The 21,903-nt window shown below is 66.0% G+C and carries 18 protein-coding genes; 4 read left to right on the forward strand and 14 right to left on the reverse strand.

Features of this window, described 5'->3' with window-relative positions; genetic code table 11:
* Nucleotides 1-9: 9 nt before the first annotated feature.
* Genes CVS48_RS23335 through CVS48_RS23345 form a run of 3 tightly spaced genes read left to right on the forward strand, consistent with a single transcriptional unit; the run spans nt 10 to nt 4,443 of the window.
* Nucleotides 10-1,521 carry a polyamine aminopropyltransferase gene (locus tag CVS48_RS23335; protein ID WP_100856516.1) on the forward strand — a complete coding sequence of 504 codons (1,512 nt, stop codon included), beginning with the start codon at nt 10-12 and terminating at the stop codon, nt 1,519-1,521.
* Entirely contained in the window at nt 1,521-3,203 is a 1,683-nt protein-coding gene (locus CVS48_RS23340; protein ID WP_100856517.1) for an NAD(P)-binding protein, read from the forward strand. The genes CVS48_RS23335 and CVS48_RS23340 overlap by 1 nt, the downstream gene beginning before the upstream one ends.
* Complete coding sequence (locus CVS48_RS23345; protein WP_100856518.1) at nt 3,196-4,443, forward strand: NAD(P)/FAD-dependent oxidoreductase; 1,248 nt, start codon at nt 3,196-3,198, stop codon at nt 4,441-4,443. Before CVS48_RS23340 ends, CVS48_RS23345 begins: the two co-directional genes overlap by 8 nt.
* Nucleotides 4,444-4,710: 267 nt before the next feature.
* Here CVS48_RS23345 and CVS48_RS23350 read toward each other — a convergent pair whose 3' ends face one another.
* The 3 genes from CVS48_RS23350 to CVS48_RS23360 form a co-directional block, all read right to left on the reverse strand.
* Nucleotides 4,711-5,505 (reverse strand): ABC transporter ATP-binding protein, encoded by a 795-nt coding sequence (locus tag CVS48_RS23350; RefSeq protein WP_100856519.1) that lies wholly within the window; start codon nt 5,503-5,505, stop codon nt 4,711-4,713.
* A gap of 1 nt (nt 5,506) precedes the next feature.
* The gene (locus tag CVS48_RS23355) at nt 5,507-6,397 is read right to left on the reverse strand and encodes an ABC transporter permease (RefSeq protein WP_100856520.1); all 891 of its coding nucleotides are present in this window, start codon (nt 6,395-6,397) and stop codon (nt 5,507-5,509) included.
* 204 nt (nt 6,398-6,601) lie between these two features.
* Nucleotides 6,602-7,573 (reverse strand): ABC transporter substrate-binding protein, encoded by a 972-nt coding sequence (locus CVS48_RS23360; RefSeq protein WP_100856521.1) that lies wholly within the window; start codon nt 7,571-7,573, stop codon nt 6,602-6,604.
* Nucleotides 7,574-7,843: 270 nt separating this feature from the next.
* On the opposite strand from CVS48_RS23360, the gene CVS48_RS23365 reads away from it, so the two are divergent.
* Entirely contained in the window at nt 7,844-8,800 is a 957-nt protein-coding gene (locus tag CVS48_RS23365) for an aldo/keto reductase (RefSeq protein WP_100856522.1), read from the forward strand.
* 44 nt (nt 8,801-8,844) lie between these two features.
* Here the strand turns inward: CVS48_RS23365 and CVS48_RS23370 are convergent, their stop codons facing one another.
* The 11 genes from CVS48_RS23370 to CVS48_RS23420 all read right to left on the reverse strand — a co-directional run bounded on the left by CVS48_RS23370 (nt 8,845) and on the right by CVS48_RS23420 (nt 21,887).
* A complete protein-coding gene (locus CVS48_RS23370) occupies nt 8,845-9,816 on the reverse strand; it encodes a Bug family tripartite tricarboxylate transporter substrate binding protein (protein WP_100856523.1) in 972 nt (323 codons plus the stop codon).
* A 167-nt stretch (nt 9,817-9,983) separates the two neighbouring features.
* A complete protein-coding gene (locus tag CVS48_RS23375; protein WP_100856524.1) occupies nt 9,984-11,525 on the reverse strand; it encodes a malonate--CoA ligase in 1,542 nt (513 codons plus the stop codon).
* Between the two features lie 5 nt (nt 11,526-11,530).
* A complete protein-coding gene (locus tag CVS48_RS23380) occupies nt 11,531-12,322 on the reverse strand; it encodes an enoyl-CoA hydratase/isomerase family protein (RefSeq protein ID WP_100856525.1) in 792 nt (263 codons plus the stop codon).
* A 54-nt stretch (nt 12,323-12,376) separates the two neighbouring features.
* A complete protein-coding gene (locus tag CVS48_RS23385; RefSeq protein WP_167401046.1) occupies nt 12,377-13,693 on the reverse strand; it encodes a malonyl-CoA decarboxylase domain-containing protein in 1,317 nt (438 codons plus the stop codon).
* Nucleotides 13,644-14,396, reverse strand: coding sequence for a GntR family transcriptional regulator (locus CVS48_RS23390; RefSeq protein ID WP_100856526.1), 753 nt, complete (start codon nt 14,394-14,396; stop codon nt 13,644-13,646). Before CVS48_RS23390 ends, CVS48_RS23385 begins: the two co-directional genes overlap by 50 nt.
* A gap of 187 nt (nt 14,397-14,583) precedes the next feature.
* The gene (locus tag CVS48_RS23395; RefSeq protein ID WP_100856527.1) at nt 14,584-15,354 is read right to left on the reverse strand and encodes a class I SAM-dependent methyltransferase; all 771 of its coding nucleotides are present in this window, start codon (nt 15,352-15,354) and stop codon (nt 14,584-14,586) included.
* Nucleotides 15,355-15,533: 179 nt separating this feature from the next.
* Complete coding sequence (locus tag CVS48_RS23400; RefSeq protein ID WP_242001182.1) at nt 15,534-16,664, reverse strand: acyl-CoA dehydrogenase family protein; 1,131 nt, start codon at nt 16,662-16,664, stop codon at nt 15,534-15,536.
* A 117-nt stretch (nt 16,665-16,781) separates the two neighbouring features.
* Nucleotides 16,782-17,981 carry an acyl-CoA dehydrogenase family protein gene (locus CVS48_RS23405; RefSeq protein ID WP_100856528.1) on the reverse strand — a complete coding sequence of 400 codons (1,200 nt, stop codon included), beginning with the start codon at nt 17,979-17,981 and terminating at the stop codon, nt 16,782-16,784.
* 5 nt (nt 17,982-17,986) lie between these two features.
* Nucleotides 17,987-18,955, reverse strand: a complete 969-nt coding sequence (locus tag CVS48_RS23410) for a Bug family tripartite tricarboxylate transporter substrate binding protein (protein WP_100856529.1) — start codon at nt 18,953-18,955, stop codon at nt 17,987-17,989.
* A gap of 47 nt (nt 18,956-19,002) precedes the next feature.
* Nucleotides 19,003-21,087 (reverse strand): acetate--CoA ligase family protein, encoded by a 2,085-nt coding sequence (locus tag CVS48_RS23415; protein WP_100856530.1) that lies wholly within the window; start codon nt 21,085-21,087, stop codon nt 19,003-19,005.
* On the reverse strand, nt 21,084-21,887 hold the full coding sequence (locus CVS48_RS23420) for an enoyl-CoA hydratase (RefSeq protein WP_100856531.1): 804 nt from the start codon (nt 21,885-21,887) through the stop codon (nt 21,084-21,086). Before CVS48_RS23420 ends, CVS48_RS23415 begins: the two co-directional genes overlap by 4 nt.
* Between the last annotated feature and the right edge of the window lie 16 nt (nt 21,888-21,903).

A 21,903-nucleotide genomic window follows, 5' to 3' on the forward strand; every position in this document is an offset into this window, starting at 1 on the left:
GGACACCTCATGCGCGACCGCGTTCTCATCCTATCGGTATTGATCGTTGCTTCCTGCGGTTTGGGCTATGAGCTCATCAGCAGCGCGCTGGCCAGCTATTTACTGGGCGATTCCATCCTTCAGTTCTCGTCCGTCATCGGCTGCTATTTGTTCGCCATGGGCATCGGCTCGTGGTTGTCAAAATATGTAAGAGACGAAGACGTTTTGAATCGGTTCATCGACGTTGAGCTGCTCGTAGCCCTGTTGGGCGGGGTCTCGGCGGCGGTGCTGTTCCTGGTGTTCGCCTGGCTGTCCGCGCCCTTTCGCGCGGCGTTGTATGTGGGCGTTTTCGTGATCGGCTTGATGGTGGGCATGGAGATCCCGCTGGTGATGCGGGTGTTCAACCAGCGCAAGGCCGAGTTCCGGGAAATCGTCAGCCGCGTGCTGACCTTTGACTATCTGGGCGCGCTGGCCGTGTCGCTGATCTTCCCGCTGCTGCTCGCGCCCAAGCTGGGGCTGCTGCGTACCAGTTTCCTGTTCGGCATCCTGAACGCCAGCGTGGCCTTGTGGACCACCTGGCTGTTTCGCGCTGAAGTACGCCGCCCTGGTGAAAAGGCGTTGCGCGCCTGCGTGGTGATCGGCTTCCTGGGGCTGGGCTTCTTCTATTCCACCGCCATGACGACCTGGGCCGAAAAAGGCCTGTATGGCGACGACGTGGTGCATGCCGAAACCACGCCCTACCAGCGCCTGGTGGTAACGCGCTGGCACGACGACCTGCGCCTGTACATCAACAACAATCTGCAATTCTCGTCGCGCGACGAACATCGGTATCACGAATCGTTGGTGCATCCGGGCTTGCAGACGCTGCCCTGGGCGCGCAACGTGCTGGTGCTGGGCGGCGGCGACGGGCTGGCGGTGCGCGAAATCCTCAAATACAAGAACATCGAACACATCACGCTGGTGGACCTGGACCCGGCCATGACGGGGCTGTTTTCGCGTTCCGAGCCGCTCGTAGAATTGAACCAGGGTTCGCTGAAAGACCCGCGCGTCACCGTGATCAACGACGACGCCGGCCGCTGGTTGGAAACGCACGCCGAGGTCTACGACTTCATCGTGGTGGATTTTCCCGACCCGTCCAATTTCGGCCTGGGCCGCCTGTACTCGGTGCCCGTCTATCACCTGATGGCGCGCCACCTGGCGGAAAACGGCTACATGGTGATCCAGTCCACGTCGCCCTACTTCGCGCCGCGATCGTTCTGGAGCGTGGACGCCACGCTGAAGGAAGCCGGGCTGAACACCTGGCCGTACCACACCTATGTGCCGTCGTTCGGTGATTGGGGCTTCATCCTGGCCAGCAAGCGGCGCGACTACACACCGCCTGAAAAGATCACCGTGCCCACGCGCTATCTGGATGCCGTCACCACGCGCGAACTCTTCCACTTTCCCGCCGACATGCCGGCGCTGGCGATGCCGCCCAACCGCTTGAATGAGCAGTCGCTTGTGCGCTATTTCGACGAGGACTGGCGCAAGGTCATCCGCTGATGCGCCGCCGCAGCTTCCTTCTGGGCGCGGCCACGGCGGCGGTGGCGGGCGCGGCAGGGTACGCCCGGTCGCGCATCGTCGAGACCACGGCCGACGTGTCCTATCCCGGCATGCAGGCCGGGCACGCGCTGCGCGACGGCGCCGCGCTGCCCGCGCCCACGGTCAGCTATCGGCATCAGGTGGTGATCTTGGGCGCGGGGGTGGCGGGCCTGTCCTGCGCCTGGAAGCTGGCGCGCGAAGGGTTCACCGATTTCGTCGTGGTGCAAGGGCCCGAATTCGCCGGCAACGCGGCGGGCGGGCAGCGCGACGAACTGCACTATCCGCTGGGCGCGCATTACCTGCCGCTGCCCTCGATCGCGTCCACCCACGTGCGCGAGATGCTGGACGACTTCGGCATCATCGAACGTGGCGCGGGCGACATCCGCCCGTACTACGACGAATCCATCCTGGTGCATTCGCCGCAAGAACGCCTGCTGCGCAACGGCCATTGGGAAGACAGCCTGCTGCCCATGACGGGCGTGCCCGATGCGGACGTGGCACAACACCATCGCTTCCTGGCGCTGATCAACCGCCTGCACACCCAAGTGGGCAACGACGGTCGCAAGGTCTTTTGCATTCCGCTGGTGCTGTCGTCGGAAGACCCCGCGTGGCGGGCGCTGGACACCATCACCTTCAAGCAATGGCTGGACCGCGAAGGCTACACGTCGCCCGCCTTGCACTGGTATCTGAACTACTGCTGCCGCGACGACTACGGCGCGAACTACGACGTGGTTTCGGCCTGGGCGGGCCTGCACTATTTCGCCAGCCGCGACGGCCATGCCGCGAATGCCGGCGAAGGCGCGGTGCTGACCTGGCCAGGCGGCCTGTCGGTGCTGGCCGAGCGCATGCGCCAATCCATCGACGCAAAGCTGGGGCACACCCGCTGGCTGATGGCTGGCACGGCGGTGCGCGTGGCCGACACGCCCGCCGGCCCCCTGACGACTTGCCTAACAGGGGACGACACGCCGCGCGCCTATACGCTGCAAAGCCGGCGCACCGTCTGCGCCATGCCGCTGTTCGTGGCCCAACGCATCCTGCCCGACATCCGCGCCTATGGGTATGACCCTGCCGTACATGCCTCGTCGCATGCGCCCTGGCTGGTGTCCAACTTCGTGCTGGACGGCTATCCCATCGAGGCCCCCGGCGAACCGCTGTCCTGGGACAACGTGGTCTACCTGGGCCGGGCGCTTGGCTATGTGGTGTCCACGCACCAACTGCTGCGCGTGACGCGGTCGCCGCGCACCGCGTTCACCGCTTATCACGCGCTAAGCGGGCAGACACCCAGCGCCGCGCGGCAATGGCTGGCCACCGCCAGCCCGCAAGACCTGCGCGACGAAGCCGCCGCCGACCTGCTTGCCGCCTATGGCAAGGAGTTCTGGCGCCACGCGCGCCGGCTCGACATCACCGTGCGCGGTCATGCCATGGCTTCGCCGCTGTGCGGGTATTTATCCAACGCCGGGCTTGCCGCCCTGCGCGAGGTGGACGGCCCGATACTGTTCGCGCATGCGGACTTGTCGGGCTATTCCGTCTTCGAGGAAGCGTCGTGGTGGGGCGTGGTGGCGGCGGGCCGGATTTTGGGACAAGCCGCGCTAGGTAAAGGAACAGGTACAGCTACAGGTACAGGAACAGGAACACATGGGTAAGCACGTCATCGTCTTGGGCGCGGGCATTGTGGGCGTATGTTGCGCGCTGGAGCTATTGCGCCGGGGCGCGCGGGTCACGCTCGTCGACCGCCAGGCGCCCGGCATGGAAACGTCATTGGGCAACGCGGGCGTGCTGGCGCGCAGTTCACTGATGCCGTTCAATCACCCCGGTTTGTGGGGGCAACTGCCCCGGCTGATGAAGAACGACAGCGTGCAGTTCCGCTATCGCGCGTCGTATCTGGCCAGGAACCTGGGCTGGGCGACGCGCTTTTTGTTGAACGCGCGGCCGTCGGCATTCAAGGAAACCGTGAAGGCGCTGGACGGCCTGATCCGGCTGTCCGCCCCTGAGCATTTGAAACTGCTGGACGAGGCCGGAGCACGCCATCGCTTGCGGGACACGGGCTGGGTGTTTTTGTACCGCAGCGAGGCGGCGTGGAATGGCAGCGCGTTGGCGCGCAACACGTTTGCGCAGTATCAGGTGCCCACGCAAACCTTGAGCGCCGCCGAATTGGCCGAACTGGAACCGGCGTTGTCGCCGATCTTTCACCGGGCGCTGTGGATCCAGGGTTCGTATTCGGTTGACGATCCGCACGCGGTGGTCGCGGCCTATGCCGACCTGTTCCGCGCAAAGGGCGGCACGTTCCGGCGCTTGCAGGCCGCCCGCATTCGCCGCGATGGCCAGGGATGGACGGTGCATGGCGAGCAGGCATCGGAATCGGTGTCGGCGGACCAATTGGTGGTGGCGTTGGGGCCGTGGTCGAAGGCGATGTTGAAGACCACGGGCATCGAGCTTCCCATGGCGTTCGAACGCGGCTATCACATGCATTACCGAGGCGAAGGTGGGGCAAGCGTCACGCGGCCGGTGTACGACACGGGCGGCGGTTATGTGTTGTCGCCCATGGCGCGCGGCCTGCGATTGTCGACGGGTGTGGAGTTGGACGCCTGCGACGCCGCGCCACGCAACACGCAGTTGGACCTGGCGGAAGCGCGGGCGCGTGAAGCGTTTCCGTTGGGTGAGCGGTTGGATCCCAGCGCATGGCTGGGCCGACGCCCCACCCTGCCCGACAGCCGGCCGATGATCGGGCAGGCGCCGAAGCACCCGGGGTTATGGCTGGCGCTGGGCCACCAGCACATCGGTTTCAGCACCGCGCCGGGCACGGCGAAGATATTGGGTGAGTTGATGTTCGACGAGGGGGATGCGTCGCGCCACCATGCGTTTCGGCCGGGGCGGTTTATTTAGGGTCGGTGGGGAGCGGCGATGGATGGGGTGCGACGCGGGTGCAGGGGCGATGATGGGTTGCGCGCAATCCAGGATGTGTTTCTTGCGGCAGACATCGCGCGCTTCACCCATCCTACGAGGTACACGACGCAATCGTAGGATGGGTGAAGCGCGCGCTGAAAGGCAACGTATCCCCGCCGCCCCAACGCGCGCAACCCATCACACGCTGCCACGACGCGCAACCCGTCTCGTGCTGCCCCAACGCGCCACCCATCTCACGCCGCCGTCCTACCCCAACAACAACGCATCATCCGACAGCTTTTCCCCGCGCACACGCTCGAACATCGCCAGCAAATCCGGCACGTCCATGCCGCGGCGCTCGTCGCCGGAGACGTCCAGCACCACCTGCCCCTGATGCAGCATCACCGTGCGGTCGCCCACGTCCAGCGCCTGGCGCATGCTGTGGGTCACCATCATGGTCGTCAACTGGTTTTCGGCCACGATTCGCGCCGTCAGTTGCAGCACGAAATCCGCGGTGCGCGGATCCAACGCCGCGGTGTGCTCGTCCAGCAGCAAAATCCGTGACGGCTGCAAGGCCGCCATCAGCAGGCTGACCGCCTGACGCTGGCCGCCGGACAACAACCCAATACGGTCAGTCAGCCGGTTCTCCAGCCCCAAGCCCAACGTAGCCAGGCGTTCGCGAAAACCGTCCTTCATCGACGCCTTGACCGCGCGGCTGTAGCCACGGCGCACGCCGCGCATCTGCGCCAGCGCCATATTTTCTTCAATGGTCAGGTCTTCGCAGGTACCCGCCATGGGGTCCTGGAACACGCGGGCCACCCGGCCGGCGCGCGCCCAGACGGGCTGGCGCGTCACGTCCACGCCGTTGATGTCGATCGTGCCGGAATCAATCGGCAGGTCGCCCGACACCGCGTTCAGGAACGTGGACTTGCCGGCGCCGTTGGAGCCGATGACGGTCACGAACTGGCCAGAGGGAATGTCCAGCGACAGGCCGCGCAAGGCGCGGGTTTCGATGGGCGTACCCGCGTTGAAGGTAATTTTCAGATCTTTGGCGGACAACATATCAGCGCCCCTTCTTGCCGACGAGACGGCGCTTGAGCATGGGGATGACCAGGGCAATCGTGACCAGTACCGCCGTAACGAGGTTCAGGTCTTGCGCCTTCAGGCCGATGAAATCGCTATTCAACGCCAGCGCGATGAAGAAGCGGTAGACGATGGCGCCGATGATCACGGCCAGCGTCGCCAACACCAGCTTGCGCGACGGCAGGATGCTTTCGCCGACGATCACCGCGGCCAGGCCGATCACGATGGTGCCGATGCCCATCGAAATATCCGAGCCGCCCTGGGTCTGCGCGAACAGCGCGCCGGCCAGCGCCACCAGTGCGTTGGACAGCGCCATGCCGCCCAGGATCATGCGGCCGGTGTTGACACCCTGTGCGCGAGCCATGCGGCCGTTGGAGCCGGTGGCGCGCAGCGCCAGGCCGCTTTGCGTGGCGAAGAACCAGTCCAGCGCCAGCTTCACCAGGATCACGATCACCATCAGGATCAGCGGGCGAGCGACGTAGTCGGAAATCCAGCCCGGCTGCAAGATGGTGAACACGGTGGGTTCGGTGATCAGCGGCACGTTGGGCTTGCCCATGATGCGCAGGTTGATCGAGTACAGCGCGATCATCATCAGGATGCTGGCCAACAGGTCCATGATCTTCAGCTTCACGTTCAGCCAGCCCGTCACCAGCCCCGCCGCCGCGCCGGCGATGGTGGCGACGACCGTGGCGGTAAACGGGTCGGTGCCCGACGCGATCAGCGTGGCACAGACGGCGCCGCCCAGCGGAAAGCTGCCGTCAACGGTCAGGTCGGGAAAGCGCAACAGGCGAAAGGAGATAAACACGCCCAAGGCCACCAGGCTGAAGATCAGCCCGATCTCCAACGCGCCTAACAACGAGAACAATGACATGGGTTAAATCCAATCAGGGTAAGGATGGTGCATATTAAAGACTTGAAACGTCGGATTTCTTGCGTTCCGGCATCAGTTTTACCCGAGCTTTCGCAACAAACGTTTCTCGGTTCGTCGGGGACGGGGCCGCCGCGCGCCCCAAAAAAAAATAACAAAAACCCCGCGCACGCCGCTTGAGCGTGGCGGGGTCTGGCCGGAATCGCTTTACTTCACGACCACCGCGGCCGACTTGATCACGTCGTCGGACAGCGTCACGCCCTGCTTGGCGGCGGCGCCCGGGTTCACGTAGAGCTCAAGCTTGGAGATGACTTCCGACGGAATGGCGCCGGGCTTTTCGCCCTTGAGGATGCGCACCACCACCTTGCCGGTCTGCATGCCCAGGTCGTGGTAGTTGATGCCCAGCGCCGCGATACCGCCGCGCTTGACGCTGTCGGTGTCGGAGGCGATCAGCGGGATCTTGGCGTCGTTACCCACCTTGACCAGCGATTCATAGGCCGATACGACGTTGTTGTCGGTGTTGGTGTAGATGACGTCGACCTTGCCGATCAGGCTGCGCGCGGCCGAGGCCACGTCAACCGAACGCGGGGCGGCGGCTTCCACCAGGCTCATGCCCGACTTGGGCAGGATTTCCTGCAGCTTCTTCACCACCACGACCGAGTTGGCTTCGCCCGGGTTGTAGACGATGCCCACGCGCTTGGCGTTGGGCACGATTTTCTTGATCAGTTCAACCTGCTTTTCCAGCGCCAACATGTCCGACACGCCGGTCACGTTGGTGCCCGTGGCGTCCATGCTCTTGACCAGTTGGGCGGCCACGGGGTCGGTCACGGCGGAATACACCACCGGCACGTCCTTGGTGGCGGCCACGACAGCCTGGGCCGAGGGCGTGGCGATGGCGACGATGGCGTCCGGGCGGTCACCCACGAACTTGCGGGCAATTTGCGCGGCGGTGCCGTTGTTGCCCTGCGCGCTTTGGTACTGCCACTTCAGGTTCTTGCCGGATTCAAAACCGGCTTGCTTGAGGGCGTCTTGCACCCCGTCACGCACGGCGTCCAGCGCCGGATGCTCGACGATGGCGGTCACCGCCACCGATTTTTGCTGCGCGGACACCGGCGCGGCGATAGCCATTGCCAGCGCCATGGCGCCAACCGTCAGAAAATGTTTTTTTCCGATCAGCATACTAAGCTCCTTGAACCCTTGGTTTTTGTTCATTACTACAACTGCGCCGGCGGCTTCCCGCCGGTCGGTCAGCCGTAAAGCCGTATAGTCTAACTTGCCGCCAGACAAAAGAATTTGCGGGGAATCCCTGAAATGGTGCATGCCAATCAGGCATGCCCCAAGCCAGGGCGCGCGGCGCCAATATACTAAATATCGCCACCCGGGCTCTTGCTGCCCGCGCTTCATGCAGCAGCCCGGGGCAACCCGTCAGACGCATCCAAAGGCCTCACCATGATCAAACGCGCGCTGGGCCGTTCCGGCCTGCAAGTTCCCCCGCTTACCTTCGGCGGCAACGTCTTCGGCTGGACCGTCGACGAAGCCGGCGCCTTCTCCCTGCTTGACGCCATGGTGGACGCGGGTCTGAATTTCATCGACACCGCCGACGTGTATTCGCGCTGGGCTCCCGGCAACCAGGGCGGCGAATCCGAAACCTTGATCGGCAAATGGCTCAAGCGCTCGGGCAAGCGCGACCGCGTGATGATCGCCACCAAGGTCGGCATGGAAATGGGCCCCGACGCGGTGGGCTTGTCGCCCGCGTACATCCGGCGTGCGCTGGAGGCCTCGCTGGCTCGGCTGCAAACTGATTACGTGGATCTCTACCAGTCGCACAAGGACGACCAGGACACGCCGCTCACCGACACGCTGGCCGAATACGCCAAGCACATTGAAGCGGGCAAGGTGCGCGCCATTGGCGCGTCGAACTACACGGCGGTGCGCCTGTCCGAAGCCCTGATCGCGGCCGAACGCCACGATCTCCCGCGCTACGAAAGCATCCAGCCCGAATACAACCTGTACAACCGCTCTGCCTTCGAATCCGGCCTGCAAAGCCTGGTGAAGACGCAGCAGATGGGCACGATCAACTACTACGCGCTGGCCAGCGGCTTTCTTAGCGGCAAGTACCGCAGCGCGGCGGATGCCGGCAAAAGCGCGCGTGGCCAGAAGATCGTGGACACCTATCTGAACGAGCGCGGCATGCGCATCCTGAAGGCGCTGGACGAGGTCTCGGAAGACGCCGGCTGCACGCCTGCGCAGGCCGCGCTGGCCTGGCAGATCGCGCAGCCCGGCATCACCTCGCCGATCGTCAGCGCAACGTCCCTGGCGCAGCTTGACGAACTGGTCAAGGCCGCCAGCCTGACGCTGACGCACGACCAGTTGGCCAAGCTGAGCCAGGCCAGCGAGTGGCGCTGACGAGGGCCAAGCGCCGCTAGTGGCAACGTAGCGGCGCCCCCCCGTCAATCCAGCGTCACGCCGGAATCCTTCACCACTTTGGCCCAGCGAGCCACTTCGCTGTCGACGAACTTGCCGAAGGCGGGGCCCGTCATGTTGGGCACCGCCGACCCGTTTCCGGCCCAGGTTTCCTTCAACTTCGGCGTGTTCAGCGCCTTGGTGATTTCAGACGCCATCTTGTCGACCGCCGCTTGCGGCGTGCCGGCCGGCGCCCAGATGGCGTACCACGTGGACACCACGTAATTGGGCACGCCCGCCTGGGCAGCAGTGGGCACGTCGGGCAAGGAAGCCGACCGCTCGGTGGCGGCCACGGCAAGAGGCTTGATCGCCCCCGCGCGGATGTGGCCGGCCGACGAGCCCAGGCCATCGAACGCCATGTCCACCTGTCCGCCGATCAGCGCCGACAGCATAGGTCCGGCCCCCTGATACGGCACGTCGACTAACTTGATGCCTGTCTGCATGGCGAACAGCTCGCCCGCCAGATGGTGCGTGCTGCCCTTGCCTGCCGTGCCGTAGTTGATTTCGCCGGGATGCTTCTTGGCATAGTCGATGAATTCCTGCAGCGTCTTGACCGGCAGCTTGCCGGGGTTGATCACCACCACTTGCGGCGGCTGCGCCACCAGCGCCACGGGCACGAAATCCTTCTGGATGTTGTAGCTGAGGTTTTTGTAGAGCGAGGGAGCCAGCGCATGGTGCGCGCCGCCCATGAAGAAGGTGTACCCGTCGGGTTTGGCCTTGGCCGCCACACCGGCGCCCACCGTGCCACCCGCGCCGCCCTTGTTGTCGATGACGACTGTCTGGCCCAGTTGCATGGTCAGTTGCTGAGCCAGCGGGCGGGCGAAGGTGTCCGTGCCGCCGCCAGCGGGGAACGGAACAATCAAGGTGATGGCGCGCTCTGGCCATTGCGCGGCGGCCGAGCCGCCGAAACCCAGGGCTGCCACGGCGAATACGGCCGTGGCGATCTTGCGAACTTTCATAATGTCTCCTCTTGCTGCATCACGGGGACGGCGCGGTTGTCTGCGTCTCGTCTCTTGAATTTTTTATTGAATGAAGCTGCCAGGACTGCATAGCGGGGATGGGGTCGGCATCGCCTCCTTTGAAGAAAAAAATGCCGGCCCCTGAAGGCCGGCACTGATGGTTGGCGTCACAGCGCCTGATAGGTTTCGCGCAGCACGTTCTTTTGCACCTTGCCCATGGTGTTGCGCGGCAGTTGGTCGATGATGTGCACGCGCTTGGGCACCTTGAAGTTCGCAATGCGCGACTTCAGTTCGCGCTGCATCGCGTCCGCGTCCAGCGACACGCCTTCCTTGGGCACCACCACCGCGACGACGGCTTCGCCGAAGTCCGGATGCGGCACGCCGATGACGGCCGATTCGGCCACGCCGGGCATGTCGTCGATCAGCGTTTCGATTTCCTTGGGATAGACGTTGAAGCCGCCCGAGATGATCAGGTCTTTGCTGCGGCCCACGATGGACAGGTAATCGGACGGCGCGTCACGGCCAGCGGATTCACCGCCCCAGCGGCCGACGTCGCCCGTCTTGAACCAGCCGTCTTCGGTGAATTCCTCGCGCGTCTTTTCCGGCATGCGCCAGTAGCCCGAAAACACGTTGGGCCCGCGCACCTGCACGTTGCCGATCTCGCCCGGCGCAAGCGCTACGCCCGCGTCGTCCACCACCCGCACTTGCACACCCGGCAGCGCGCGGCCGACGGTGCCGGCCAGGCGTTCGCCCAGCTTGGCGTCGTAAGGGTTGGACGTCAGCATGACGGTCTCGCTCATGCCGTAGCGTTCCAGAATGGCGTGGCCGCTGCGCGTCTTGAAGTCCGAGAAAGTCTCGGCCAGCAGCGGCGCCGACCCCGAGATGAACAAGCGCATGTTGGCGCACACGGCGCGGTCAAAGCGCGGGTCGGCCAACAGGCGTACGTAGTAAGTGGGCACACCCATCATCACCGTGCTTTGCGGCAGATAGCGCAATGCCTGATCGGCGTCCAGCTTGGGCAGCCAGATCATTTTGGCGCCCGCCAGCAAGGCCCCGTGCGAGGCCACGAACAAGCCGTGCACGTGGAAGATGGGCAGCATGTGCAGCAGCACGTCGTCTTCGCGCCAGCCCCAGTATTCGTGCAGCACCTGCGCATTGGCGGCAAGGTTGCCGTGCGAGAGCATCGCGCCCTTGCTGCGGCCGGTGGTGCCCGACGTGTACAGAATGGCGGCCAGGTCTTCCGGCTTGCGCTCCACGGTCTTGAACGTTTGCGGCAGGCTGCCCGCGGCGTCCAGCAGCGTGCCCGTGCGGTCTTCGTCCAGCGTGTAGACGTGCGCGCAGCCGGCCTTGTCGGCGGCGCGCTGCACCCAGTCTTGGTTCTTGCTGGCGCAGACCACGACGGCCGGCTCGGCGTTGCCCAGGAAGTATTCGATCTCGGCTTCGCGGTAGGCCGTGTTCAGCGGCAGGTACACCAGGCCGGCGCGCAAGGTGGCCAGATACAGCAACAGCGCTTCCGGCGACTTCTCCACTTGCACCGCCACGCGCGACCCGTCGGGCAGGTTCAGCGACGTCAGCAGGTTGGCCAGGCACGCAGTGGCGCGGTCGATGTCATCCCAGGTGTATTCAAGGTCGGGCGTTTCCAGCGCGACTTTGCTGCGGTCTTTGGGAAAGCCGCCTTGCAGGACAGCATATAGATTGGCGTTGCTCACCTTGGTCAGTCTCCGGAAAAGGATGGATCTACGCCGGCCAGGAATGCGCGCACGCCTTCCTGGTGGTCCCGGCTTTCGGCATAGGAGAAATAATCTTGATATTCGTCTTCGGTCAAGGCGCCGCCTTGGGCAAGCCTGGCCGACAGGCGCTTATTGATGCGGGCGGCCAACGGCGCGCCCTGGCAGATGCGTTCGGCGCTGCGGCGCGCGGCGTCGGCAACCTGCTCATCCGGCACGATGCGAGTCAGCAAGCCAAGGCCGTGGGCCTCGTCGGCGCCGAACACGCGGCCTTCCAGCAGGATGGCCAGCGTGGCCGCGCGTCCGACCAGGGCCAGCAGGCCGCGCATTTCATCGGGCGCCATGGGAAAGCCCAGGCGGTTGATCGGCACGCCGAACCGGGCCGACGCGCCCGCGATGCGCAGGTCGCACTGGCTGGCGATCTCCAGCCCGCCGCCCACGCACACGCCTTCAATCTGCGCCACCACCGGATGCGGGCAATTGGCCACCGCTTGCAGGGCCGGCGCCAGGATGTCGCGGTGATAGCGCTGCACGCCCGCCATGTCGGCGCGCTGGGCGGGAAATTCGCGGATGTCCGCGCCGGCCGCGAAATTGCCGCCTTCGCCGCGCACGATCACGCAGCGCAAGGCGTCGTCGGCGGCCACGCGCATGAACACGTCGCGCAGTTCGCCCCACATGCCCACCGTTATCGCGTTCAGGCGCCCTGGGTGCGATAGCGTCACCCAGGCCAAGGCCCCTTCGCGTTCCAGCCGCACGCGGCCGGTCACGTCTTGCGTCATGTCCCCTACCCTTTTTTATTGATATGTCTTGCTGTCGTCGCCGGGCAATGGCAATCAGGCCACGCGCCCCACCCCTCGGCTGACCTGGGGCTTGCCTTCGCCCAGGCGCGCCAGGTTGGTGTCCAGTTCGTCAAGGTCGTACAGGTAATTGACCATCAGCGCGCAGGATTGCTTGAGCCCCTTGGTCGACGTGTCGGCGGCCCAGTTCAAACGTTCAATGCGGGCTCCGTTGCCCAGGTGAAAGCGCGCCACCGGGTCCAGCGGCAAGCCGTTTTTCATGGATTGCAGATAGGTCGCGGCCAGGCGGAAGCCCGCGCGCTTGACCACGTCGGACGCCGGGCCCTGCGCGGCCTTGGCCAGGCGCGACACCCAGCGCTGCCCGTCCGGCACGCCTTCGCGCTTGCGGTCCTTGGCGCGCGATTTGTCTTCGCGCACGATGGCCTCCACCGCGTCGGCGTCCAGCTTGCCCAGCCAGTCGGCAAAACCGGGGATGGGCGACAGCGTGGCAAAGTTCTTCAGCTTGGGCAGTTCTTCCAGCAGTTGCTCGACCACCCGCTTGAGCAGGAAGTTACCGAAGCTGATGCCCTTCAGGCCGGGCTGCGTATTCGAAATGGAATAGAAGATGGCCCAGCGTGCCTTGTCCAGGTCCTGCGGCGGCAGCGTGCTGTCCAGCAGCACCTGCACGTTGTCGGCCATGTTGCCTGCAAACGCCACTTCCACGAAGATCAGCGGCACGCCCGGCATCTGCGGATGGAAATAGGCGTAGCAGCGGCGGTCGGGCGACACGCGGCGGCGCAGGTCATCCCACGAGGTGATCTCGTGCACGGCTTCGTACAGGATCAGCTTTTCCAGCAGCGAGGCGGGCGAATCCCAGGTCAGCGGGCGCAGTTCCAGCAAGCCCACGTCAAACCATGCCGACAGCAAGCCTTCCAGTTCCTTGTCCAGCCCCTGAATGCCGGACACCTGCTTGCGCCAGCGCAGCATGTCGGCACGCAGGTCCACCAGGAAGCGCAAGCCATGCGGCAAGGCGTTGAAGCGCTTGAACAGGCGCGTGCCCTCGCCGCCATCGGCCGAGAAGGTGGCGCGCACTTGCGCCAGCGCGGCCAGCATCAGCCGGCGGTCCTTGCCGTCGGCCGCGCTGTATTGCTCGCACCAGCGGCGCGCAAGCTTGTTGGCGGCCACGTCGGTCAGGCGCGCTTCAAACAGGCGGCGCACTTCGGACTCGCTGGGCAAACGCCCGCGTTCCCAAAGCTTGCCCAGCCGCGTCATCAGGCTGGCGCCTTCAGCCGCGGCGGCGGCATCGATCAGTTCGGGGTCAGGCTCAGGCGTGCGAGCGCCCCGCGCGGGCGCGAGATTGGCGGGTACGGACATGGGCGGGCTCCTGGATAACGATGGGATCGATCAAAGCCGGGTCGGCGGCGTCTTCATTGGCCAATGCGCGCAGGGCTTCCAGCTGCCGCATCAGATGGGTGTGGGCCAGCGCCTGGGCGGCGTCGCTGTCGTGCGCTTTCAGCGCTTCAAAAATGGCCAGGTGTTCGGCGCAGGACTGCTGAATGCGCCCCGGGCGCGCCAGGCTGCGATGCCGCGACAGGCTGAGCACCTTGCGCAGGTTGCCCACCATGTCCGACAGCCATTGGTTGCCGGCCAGCGCCTGCACGGCTTCGTGGATCAGGTAATTAGTTTGGTAGTAGGCGTCGATACGGCCGGCGCGCGCGTGGCCGGCCAGTTCGGCATGCAGCGGCTCAAGCGCCGCCAGTTCCGCGTCGCTGGCCTTGCGCGCGGCCTCGAAGGCGCAGCGCCCTTCCAGCATGGCCATCAGCGGAAAGATGTCTTCCAGGTCTTGCGTGGACAGTTCGTTGACGAAGCAGCCGCGCCGTGGCTCCAGCCGCACCAGCCCTTCGGTGGCCAGCACCTTCAGCGCTTCCCGCAAGGGCGTGCGGGAAATGCCCATTTCGCCGGCCAGCCGCAGTTCGTCGATCCACTCGCCATTGCTCAACGCACGCGCGTGAATCATGGCGCGCAGGCGATCCGCGACTTCCAGGTAGAGGGCTTGACGGACGATGGGTTGGCTCATGGGGAGGGGCGCTTGGGGGGTGCTTGGGAGTGTTTGGGCGTGTTTGGATTGGACGCTGTAATTCATAATTATGAACAGGCCCATGTTAAATCCCGATGCGGAAAAAGGTAAACCCCTGGAAAACCCCTTCCGCCCCCGAACGCCATCCTGAAGATGAAAACACCCCCGGCAGAACGCCGGGGACCGATCAGAAATGCAGCACGCCGTCCACGGCGTGGCGGGTCAGCGCCCGCGCCCAGCGGCGCGCCGGCAGCCCGTACTTGGATTCGACGACTTCCGCGCGTTCCAGCAATTCGGCGGGGGTGACTGACAGGCGCGGGCCCGAGAAAGCCAGCACGATCTGGTTGCCCGCGTCCACTTCCGGCAGCAACACCACGCGGTCGTCAAACGCCTTGGACAGGTTGTCGATATTCTTGCCGAAGCTTTCGTGGCGGCCGAACAGGTTCACCGCCACCACGCCGACCTCGCCCAGCACGCGCCGGCAATCGCGATAGAACTTCACGCTGTCGCGCACCGGGCCTTCGGCGGCGGCGTCATACAGGTCCACCATCAGCACGGGGCATCGTCCGGCGTTGGCGGGGTCGGCCACCCACAGCCCGGCGTCCATGTGTTCGACTTGCAGCCGGTTCGATCCGGGCAGGCGGAAGAACATGTGGCACGCGGCGGTCACACGCGGGTTCCATTCCACGGCCAGCAGCGGGCTGCGCGTGTGCTTCACGCAAAAGCGCGCCAGCGAACCCGCGCCCAGGCCCAGCATGCCGATGGCCTCTTCCTTGGGCGGCTCCAGGAACAGCAGCCAGGCCATCATCTGGCCGGTGTATTCCAGCACCAGCTCGGCCGGGGTCTTGACGCGCATGGCGCCCTGGACCCATTGGGTGTTGAAGTGCAGATAGCGCACGCCGTCCAGTTCGGACAGGGTCGGCTGGTCGAGTTCGGAGGGGAAGTTCGATTTATTCATGGCGGCGATTGTAGGGCGGACGCCGGGCGGGCGTCTGGCCGTTGCTTGCTTGGCCTGCCTGCTATGCCCGCCCGTCATGTCAGCCCGGCATGTCAGCCCGGCATGTCAGCCCGATCTGCCAGCCCCGCCTGCCTGAACCGTATGCCAGCGCATGCTGGCCGCAGCGCCGGTTCGCGCCCTCAGGCAGCGGCCCTGTCGGCGTCGGCGCCTTCCCAGATCCGCTCCAGCCATTCGGTGCATGACGCATCCGCGTGCAAGCTCGCCGCCAGCCGCAACACCCGCTTCAGGTACAGGTGCGCGTCGCATTCCCAGGTGATGCCCAGGGCGCCATGCACCTGAATCGCGTTCTGCACGGCGCGCCGGCCGCCCTCCACCGCCAGCAGCGGCACGTACAGGCTGTCGCGGTCCGCCGATGGTGCGTCGGCATCGTGGGACGCCGCCGCGGCCATACCGGCCAGCCGCGCGTCGTCCAGCGCCATCCAGTCGTCGGCCAGGCGATGCTTGATCGCCTGGTTGGCGCCGATGGCGCGGTCGAACTGGCGGCGCTCGCGTGCATACGCCGCCGCCATGTCCAGCGCCGCCGACGCCGCGCCCAGCAGTTCCGCCGAGCGCAACAGCGTCATGCGGGCTTTCAAGCGCCGCCACAGGCGCGCGTCGACTTGTAATTCGATAGCCTCCTGCACGTCGGGGCACGCCACCCGCGCCACCGGCATCGTCGGGTCCAGGCCCGCGGTGGCCGAGATGCCTGATGTGCCGGGAATGCCCGCAATGCCCGACGTACCGGAAATGCCCGATGTGCCCGCAGTGCCCCCGATGCCCGACAAGGGCGCATGGCGTTCCAGCCGCAAGCTGCCCGGCCCCACGCAGCCCAATGCCAAGGCCGGCACGCCTGCCCCCGCGCCCTCGATGAACGCCGAGCCGTCCGGGCGCATCGCCGCGTCCGCGAAGTACATCTCGCCTTGCATCATGGCTTGCGCCCACTTCGCCACGGGTCCGGCCGCGCCAGCCTCGCACAAGGTGGGCAGCACGACCATGTTCGCCACCAGCGGCAGGCTCAGCAAATGCCGCCCCGCCGCTTCCGCCACGACCCAGGCCTCTCGCATACCCAGGCCCAAGCCCAGCCCGTCGTGCCCGGCCGGCGCCAGCAGCGCGGGCCAGCCTTGTTCGGCAATCTCGCGCCATAGCGCCAGGCGGGCGTGAGCCGAACGCGTCGCCGCCGCGCGGGCGACGCTTGGAGGATGGCGGTCAGCCAGAAAGCGCCCGGCCGCCTCTTGCAGCATGCGCTGGTCTTCACTCAAGGAAAAAGTCATGGTGATCGTCGTGACAAGGTTCAAGCTAGTGGCAGGTTCAAACCGTGGCGGGCGCTAGCGCGTGGTTGGTTCAAGTCGAGGCGAGTTCAAGTTGTGGCGAGTCCTGGCTCATGGAATTCAAGCCTTAGGCAGGCCCAGCATCTGCTCGGCGATGATGTTGCGCTGGATCTCGGACGTGCCCGCCAGGATGGTTTCGGCGCGCGACCACAGGTAGGCGTGCGTCAGCTCGGCGGCTTGTGCATCGGCGTCGTCCACCAGGCATGCCGCGTCGCCCAGCATCTGCATGGATAGTTCCAGCAACCGCTGATGTGCCTCGCTCCAGTGGATTTTGGTGGACGAGCCTTCCGGCCCGGGCGGGTCGCCGCGCATGGCGCCTTCCAGCGCGCGTTGCGACTTCAATGCCAGCACATGGCTGTCGGCCGCCAGCCGCGCCCACTTGTGACGCACCGCCGCCGACGAGGCCGGCACATGCCCGTAGGCATCGGGGCGCAGCGCCAGGCGGCGCACAGCGTCCAGCTCTTGCCCAAAGCGCACCAGGCGCGGAATGAAATACGTGCCGCGCTCAAAGCTGGCGGCGGCCATCGCCACCTTCCAGCCCTGGTTCTCCTGCCCCAGCAGCAGGTCTTGCGGCACGAAGACATCTTCAAAGAACACTTCGCAGAATTCGGCGTCGCCCGTCATCTGGCGGATGGGTTCCACCCGCACGCCGGGGCTGCGCATGTCCACCAGCAGGAAGCTTAGGCCCTTGTGCTTGGGGGCGCTGGCGTCCGTGCGCGCCAGCACGAAACACCACTGCGCGCGGTCGGCAAACGACGTCCATATCTTGTGGCCGTTGACCCGGTAGCCGCCCGCCACGGCTTCGGCGCGCGTGCGCACCGAGGCCAGGTCGGACCCGGCCCCGGGTTCTGAATAGCCCTGGCACCACACCTCGCGGTTGGACAGGATGCCGGGCAGGAAGCGGCGCTTCTGGGCCTCGCTGCCAAAGTGCAGCAGCGTGGGCGCCAGAATGCCGTGGCCGATCAGGTTCACGCCCAGCGGCGCGCCGCAACGCGCATGCTCTTCATGGAACACGGCCTGGCGCGACAGCGGCAAGCCCTGTCCGCCGTAGTCCCGGGGCCAGCCCAGGCCAGACCAGCCGCTGGCGCACAGCGCGTCTTCCCAGGCGCGCCGGAAATCCAGGTCGCGCGGGGCCGCGCCGCCCGGCCAACCGCGCACGAAGCTGGCGTAGGCGTCGTTCAGCCACGCGCGCAGTTGCTGGCGGAAGGCGGCGTCGTCTGTAGCCACGCTGGCTTGCGTGGCTTGTTCCTGTCGACCCATTCCTGCTACTCCAGTCGGATGTTGGAATCGCGCGCCACCTTGGCCCAGGTGCTTACGTCTTGCCGGATAAAGGCGGAGAAGGCCTTGGGGTCGCTGCCGATGATGTCCAGCCCCAGGCCCTTGAACTGCGCCTTCACCTCGGGTTGCGCCAGAATCTGCGCCAGGTTCTGGTAGAGCTTGTCGATCGCGGCTTGCGGCGTGCCCGCCGGCGCCACCAGTCCCAGCCATGGCATCGCCGAATAGCCCGGCAGACCGGAGGCCGCCACCGTCGGCAGGTCCGGCACGGAAGCCGAAGGCTTCGTCGTCGTCACCGCCAGCGCGCGCAGCTTGCCGTCCTTCACGAAGGGGCCGGACGAGGCCCAGGCGTCGAACATCACCTGGATGCGCCCGGCCACCAGATCGTTCAGCGCGGGCGCGCTGCCCTTGTACGGAATATGCGCCATCTGCACGCCGGCCATGCTGTTGAAGAGTTCGGCCTCAAGGTGCGTGGAGCTGCCGGCGCCCACCGAGCCATAGCTGACCTTGCCCGGGTTGGCTTTCAGATAGGCGATGAGCTCGCCCACGTTCTTGGCCGGAATCGACGGATGCACCTCCAGCACATGCACCACCGACGCCACCTGACTGACCGGCGCGAAGTCCTTGATGGGGTCGTAATTGACCTTGGCGTAGATGCTGGGCGCGATGCCCAGCGACGATGCCGCCATCAGCAGCGTGTAGCCATCGGGCGCGGCGCGCGACACATAGTCGGACGCAATCATCGTGCCGCCGCCCGGCTTGTTTTCCACGATGACGGTCTGACCCAGCTTGGCGGTCAGCCGTTCGGCCAGCAGGCGGCTCATGATGTCCGCCGCGCCGCCAGGCGAAAACGGCACCACGATACGCACGGGCCGGTTGGGATACGGGTCCTGGGCGTGCGATGGGCCTGTCACGCCGATGCAGGCCAGCGCCACGCCGGCCAATAGTCTTTTCATCATGCTTGTCTCCTCCTGGGGGATGCGCTTGCGCGGTTTGCGCGGTTGCACTACGGGGTTGCGGGCAGGATCAGCGCGTCCAGTACCGCAACGCCTTGTCCCGCCTCTTTGATCAGCAAGGGATTGACTTCAATTTCCGCCACGTGCGCGGGCGCGGCAAACATGGCGTTGCCCACGGCGACAATACTTCGGCAGGCCGCCGCCAGATCGGCTCGCGGCTTGCCCCGGTAGCCGTCCAGCAGCGCAAACGCCTTCAGCTCGCGCAGCATCTGCATGGCCATGTCTTCGTCCACGGGCAACAGCCGGTGGCTGGTGTCTTGATAGATTTCCGTCAGCACGCCGCCCAGCCCCACCGTCAGCACGGGGCCAAAGACCGGGTCGCGGGTGGCGCCCACGATCAGCTCGGCCACGCCGCGTTCCATCTTCTGCACCAGCACGCCGTCGATGCGCGCATCGGGTTGCGCCGCAGCCGCCGAATGCAGGATCCGTTCGCGGGCCGCTTTGACCGCGTCGTCATCCGCCAGCCCCAGCGCCACGCCGCCCACTTCCGTCTTGTGCGCGATGTCGGCGCTAAGAATCTTCAAGGCCACGGGATAGCCCGCGGCGCGTGCATCGGCCACGGCTTCGTCGGCATTGCGCGCCGGGCGAGCCTGGGCCTGCGGCAGGCCGAAGGCGGCCAGGTAGACGCGTGCATCGGCTTCATTGCAGGGCAGCGCCGGCGCCACGGCCGCGTCCAGGCGCGGCGCGGGCGCGGTGCGATGGCCGCCGCGCGCGTCGCACCACAGGAGGTAAGGCGCCAGGGCGGACACCGCCTGCCCCAGGTCTTCAAACACGGCCACCTCGGCCTCGCGCAAGGCGGCGCGGCTTTGGGCCAGGCCGGTATCGATGGCGATGAACAGGCGCGCATGCTGGCGCGACGCCTCGACCAAGGCATCGGCCATGCGGTCCAGCATGTAGCCGGGTGCGTAGACCACCACCGCGTCGATGGCGTCGGTGGTGGCCAGGGCCTGCAGCACCGTGCGCACGAAGTCGGGGTCGTTGACCACGTTGCCGGTCACGTCCACCGGGTTGCCGACCATGCCGTAATCGGGAATGCCGCCGCGCAGCACGGCCTGCAAGTCTTCGGGCAGATCGGGCAAGTCCAGGCCCGCGCCGATGAACTTGTCGGCCAGGATCGCGCCCAGCGCCCCGGACATCGTCAACACGGCCACCCGCTTGCCGGCGCTGCGATGGCGCAGCGTGGCCAGGCTGGCCAGGTGCGCCATCTGCGCAAAATCCGTGGCTTCAATCACGTTCAGTTGGCGAAACGCCGCCGCGTACACGCGCCGGTCGCCGGCCAGCGCTGACGTATGCGAACGCACGGCCTGCGCGCCCTTCTCGGTGTTGCCGGCCTTCAATGCAATCAGCAGCTTGCCCTGGCGTTCCAGTTCGCGGCAGGCCCGCACGAAGCGTTCGCCGTCACGCAGTTGTTCGATATAGCCCAGCACGATTTCCGTGCGCGGATCGCCCGCCAGGTATTCGAGGTACTGCGAGAAATCCAGGCAGGCTTCATTGCCGGTGTTGATGAAATGCGAGAAAGGCAGGTCAAGCCGGCGCGCGATGGCGTACACCGCCGCGCACACATTGCCGCTTTGCGTCAGCAGGCTGACCACGCCCGGCCCGGACTGTGCCGGCGCGGTCTTGAACACCGACGCAAACGCCGTGTGCGCCTGCGTGTTCAAGTTGGCGAAACCCATGCAGTTGGGCCCGGCCACGGCCATGCCGCTTTGCGCCACGAAGGCTTCCAGTTCGTCTTGCAGGCGCACGCCCTCACCGCCCGCTTCCGCAAAGCCCGCCGCATAAACGATGGCCGCGCGCACGCCCTTGGCATGGCAACGGCGCAGCATGGGCGTGACGTCGGCCGCGGCAATCGCCAGCACCGCCAGGTCGACCGGCTCGGGCACCGATTCAATGTCGGGCCAGCAGCGCTTGCCGAACACTTCCTGGTACTTCGGGTTGACGGGATAGATGCCGCCCGCGTAGCCAAAGCGCGTCAGCAATTCCAAGGGCATGCCGCCGATACGGCCCGCGTTGGCGCTGGCGCCGATCATCGCGATGGAATGCGGATCCAGCAGGCAATCCAGCGCGGGCCTCATGCCGTTTCGCCCTTCTTGTTGCGCTGAATGGCTTGCGCCAGGCCGCGCTCGCGCACCGCCTGGAATTCTTCGCTCAAGTGCGATAGTTGATGCGTGTCGAAGTGGGCCGACAACGCGGTGCGAAAGCCCTGCGCATCGGCGGTGCGGTTCAACGACCGCTTGATCAGCCGCAGCCCGAACGGCGGCGCCTGCGCGATGCGCCGCGCCAACGCCAGCGTGGCCTCGTCCAGCTCGGCTTCAGGCACCACGCGGTTCACCATACCGATGCGCAGCGCTTCCTGGGCGTCGACCTTTTCACCGGTGTAGAGCATTTCCTTGGCTTTGCGCAGGCCCATCACCCAGGGGTGGATCAGCACTTCGGTGGCGGCGGCCGCAAGCGTGTGGCCGACCGGGTCGGAGAAGTACGCGGTGTCGGCGCACACGACCAGGTCGCACATATTGGCGATCATGAAGCCGCCGGCCACGCAGGCGCCCTGCACCTGGGCCACCGTGGGCTTGGGAAAGTCCCAGATGCGCAGGCAGTAGCCGTAGTAGCGGCGCGATTCATATTCCCAGCGTTCTTCCACGGTGAAGTCCGCGCGCTTGGCCTGCGCTTCCTTCAAGTCGTGGCCCGCCGAGAAATGCGCGCCGCGCCCGGCCAGCACCACCACCCGAACGGCGTCGTCCTGCTCGGCGCGGGTCAGGGCGTCGTCCAGCTCATCCAGCATCTGCTGGCTTTGGGCGTTGCGCGCGGACTCGCGCGCCAGGCTGATGCGGCAGACCGAGTCGTAGTGCTCGACGGCCAGGGTGGCGTATTCCATAGTCTCCTCGTCTCTT

This window comes from Achromobacter spanius (assembly GCF_002812705.1).
In the GTDB taxonomy this organism is placed as follows: domain Bacteria; phylum Pseudomonadota; class Gammaproteobacteria; order Burkholderiales; family Burkholderiaceae_B; genus Achromobacter; species Achromobacter spanius.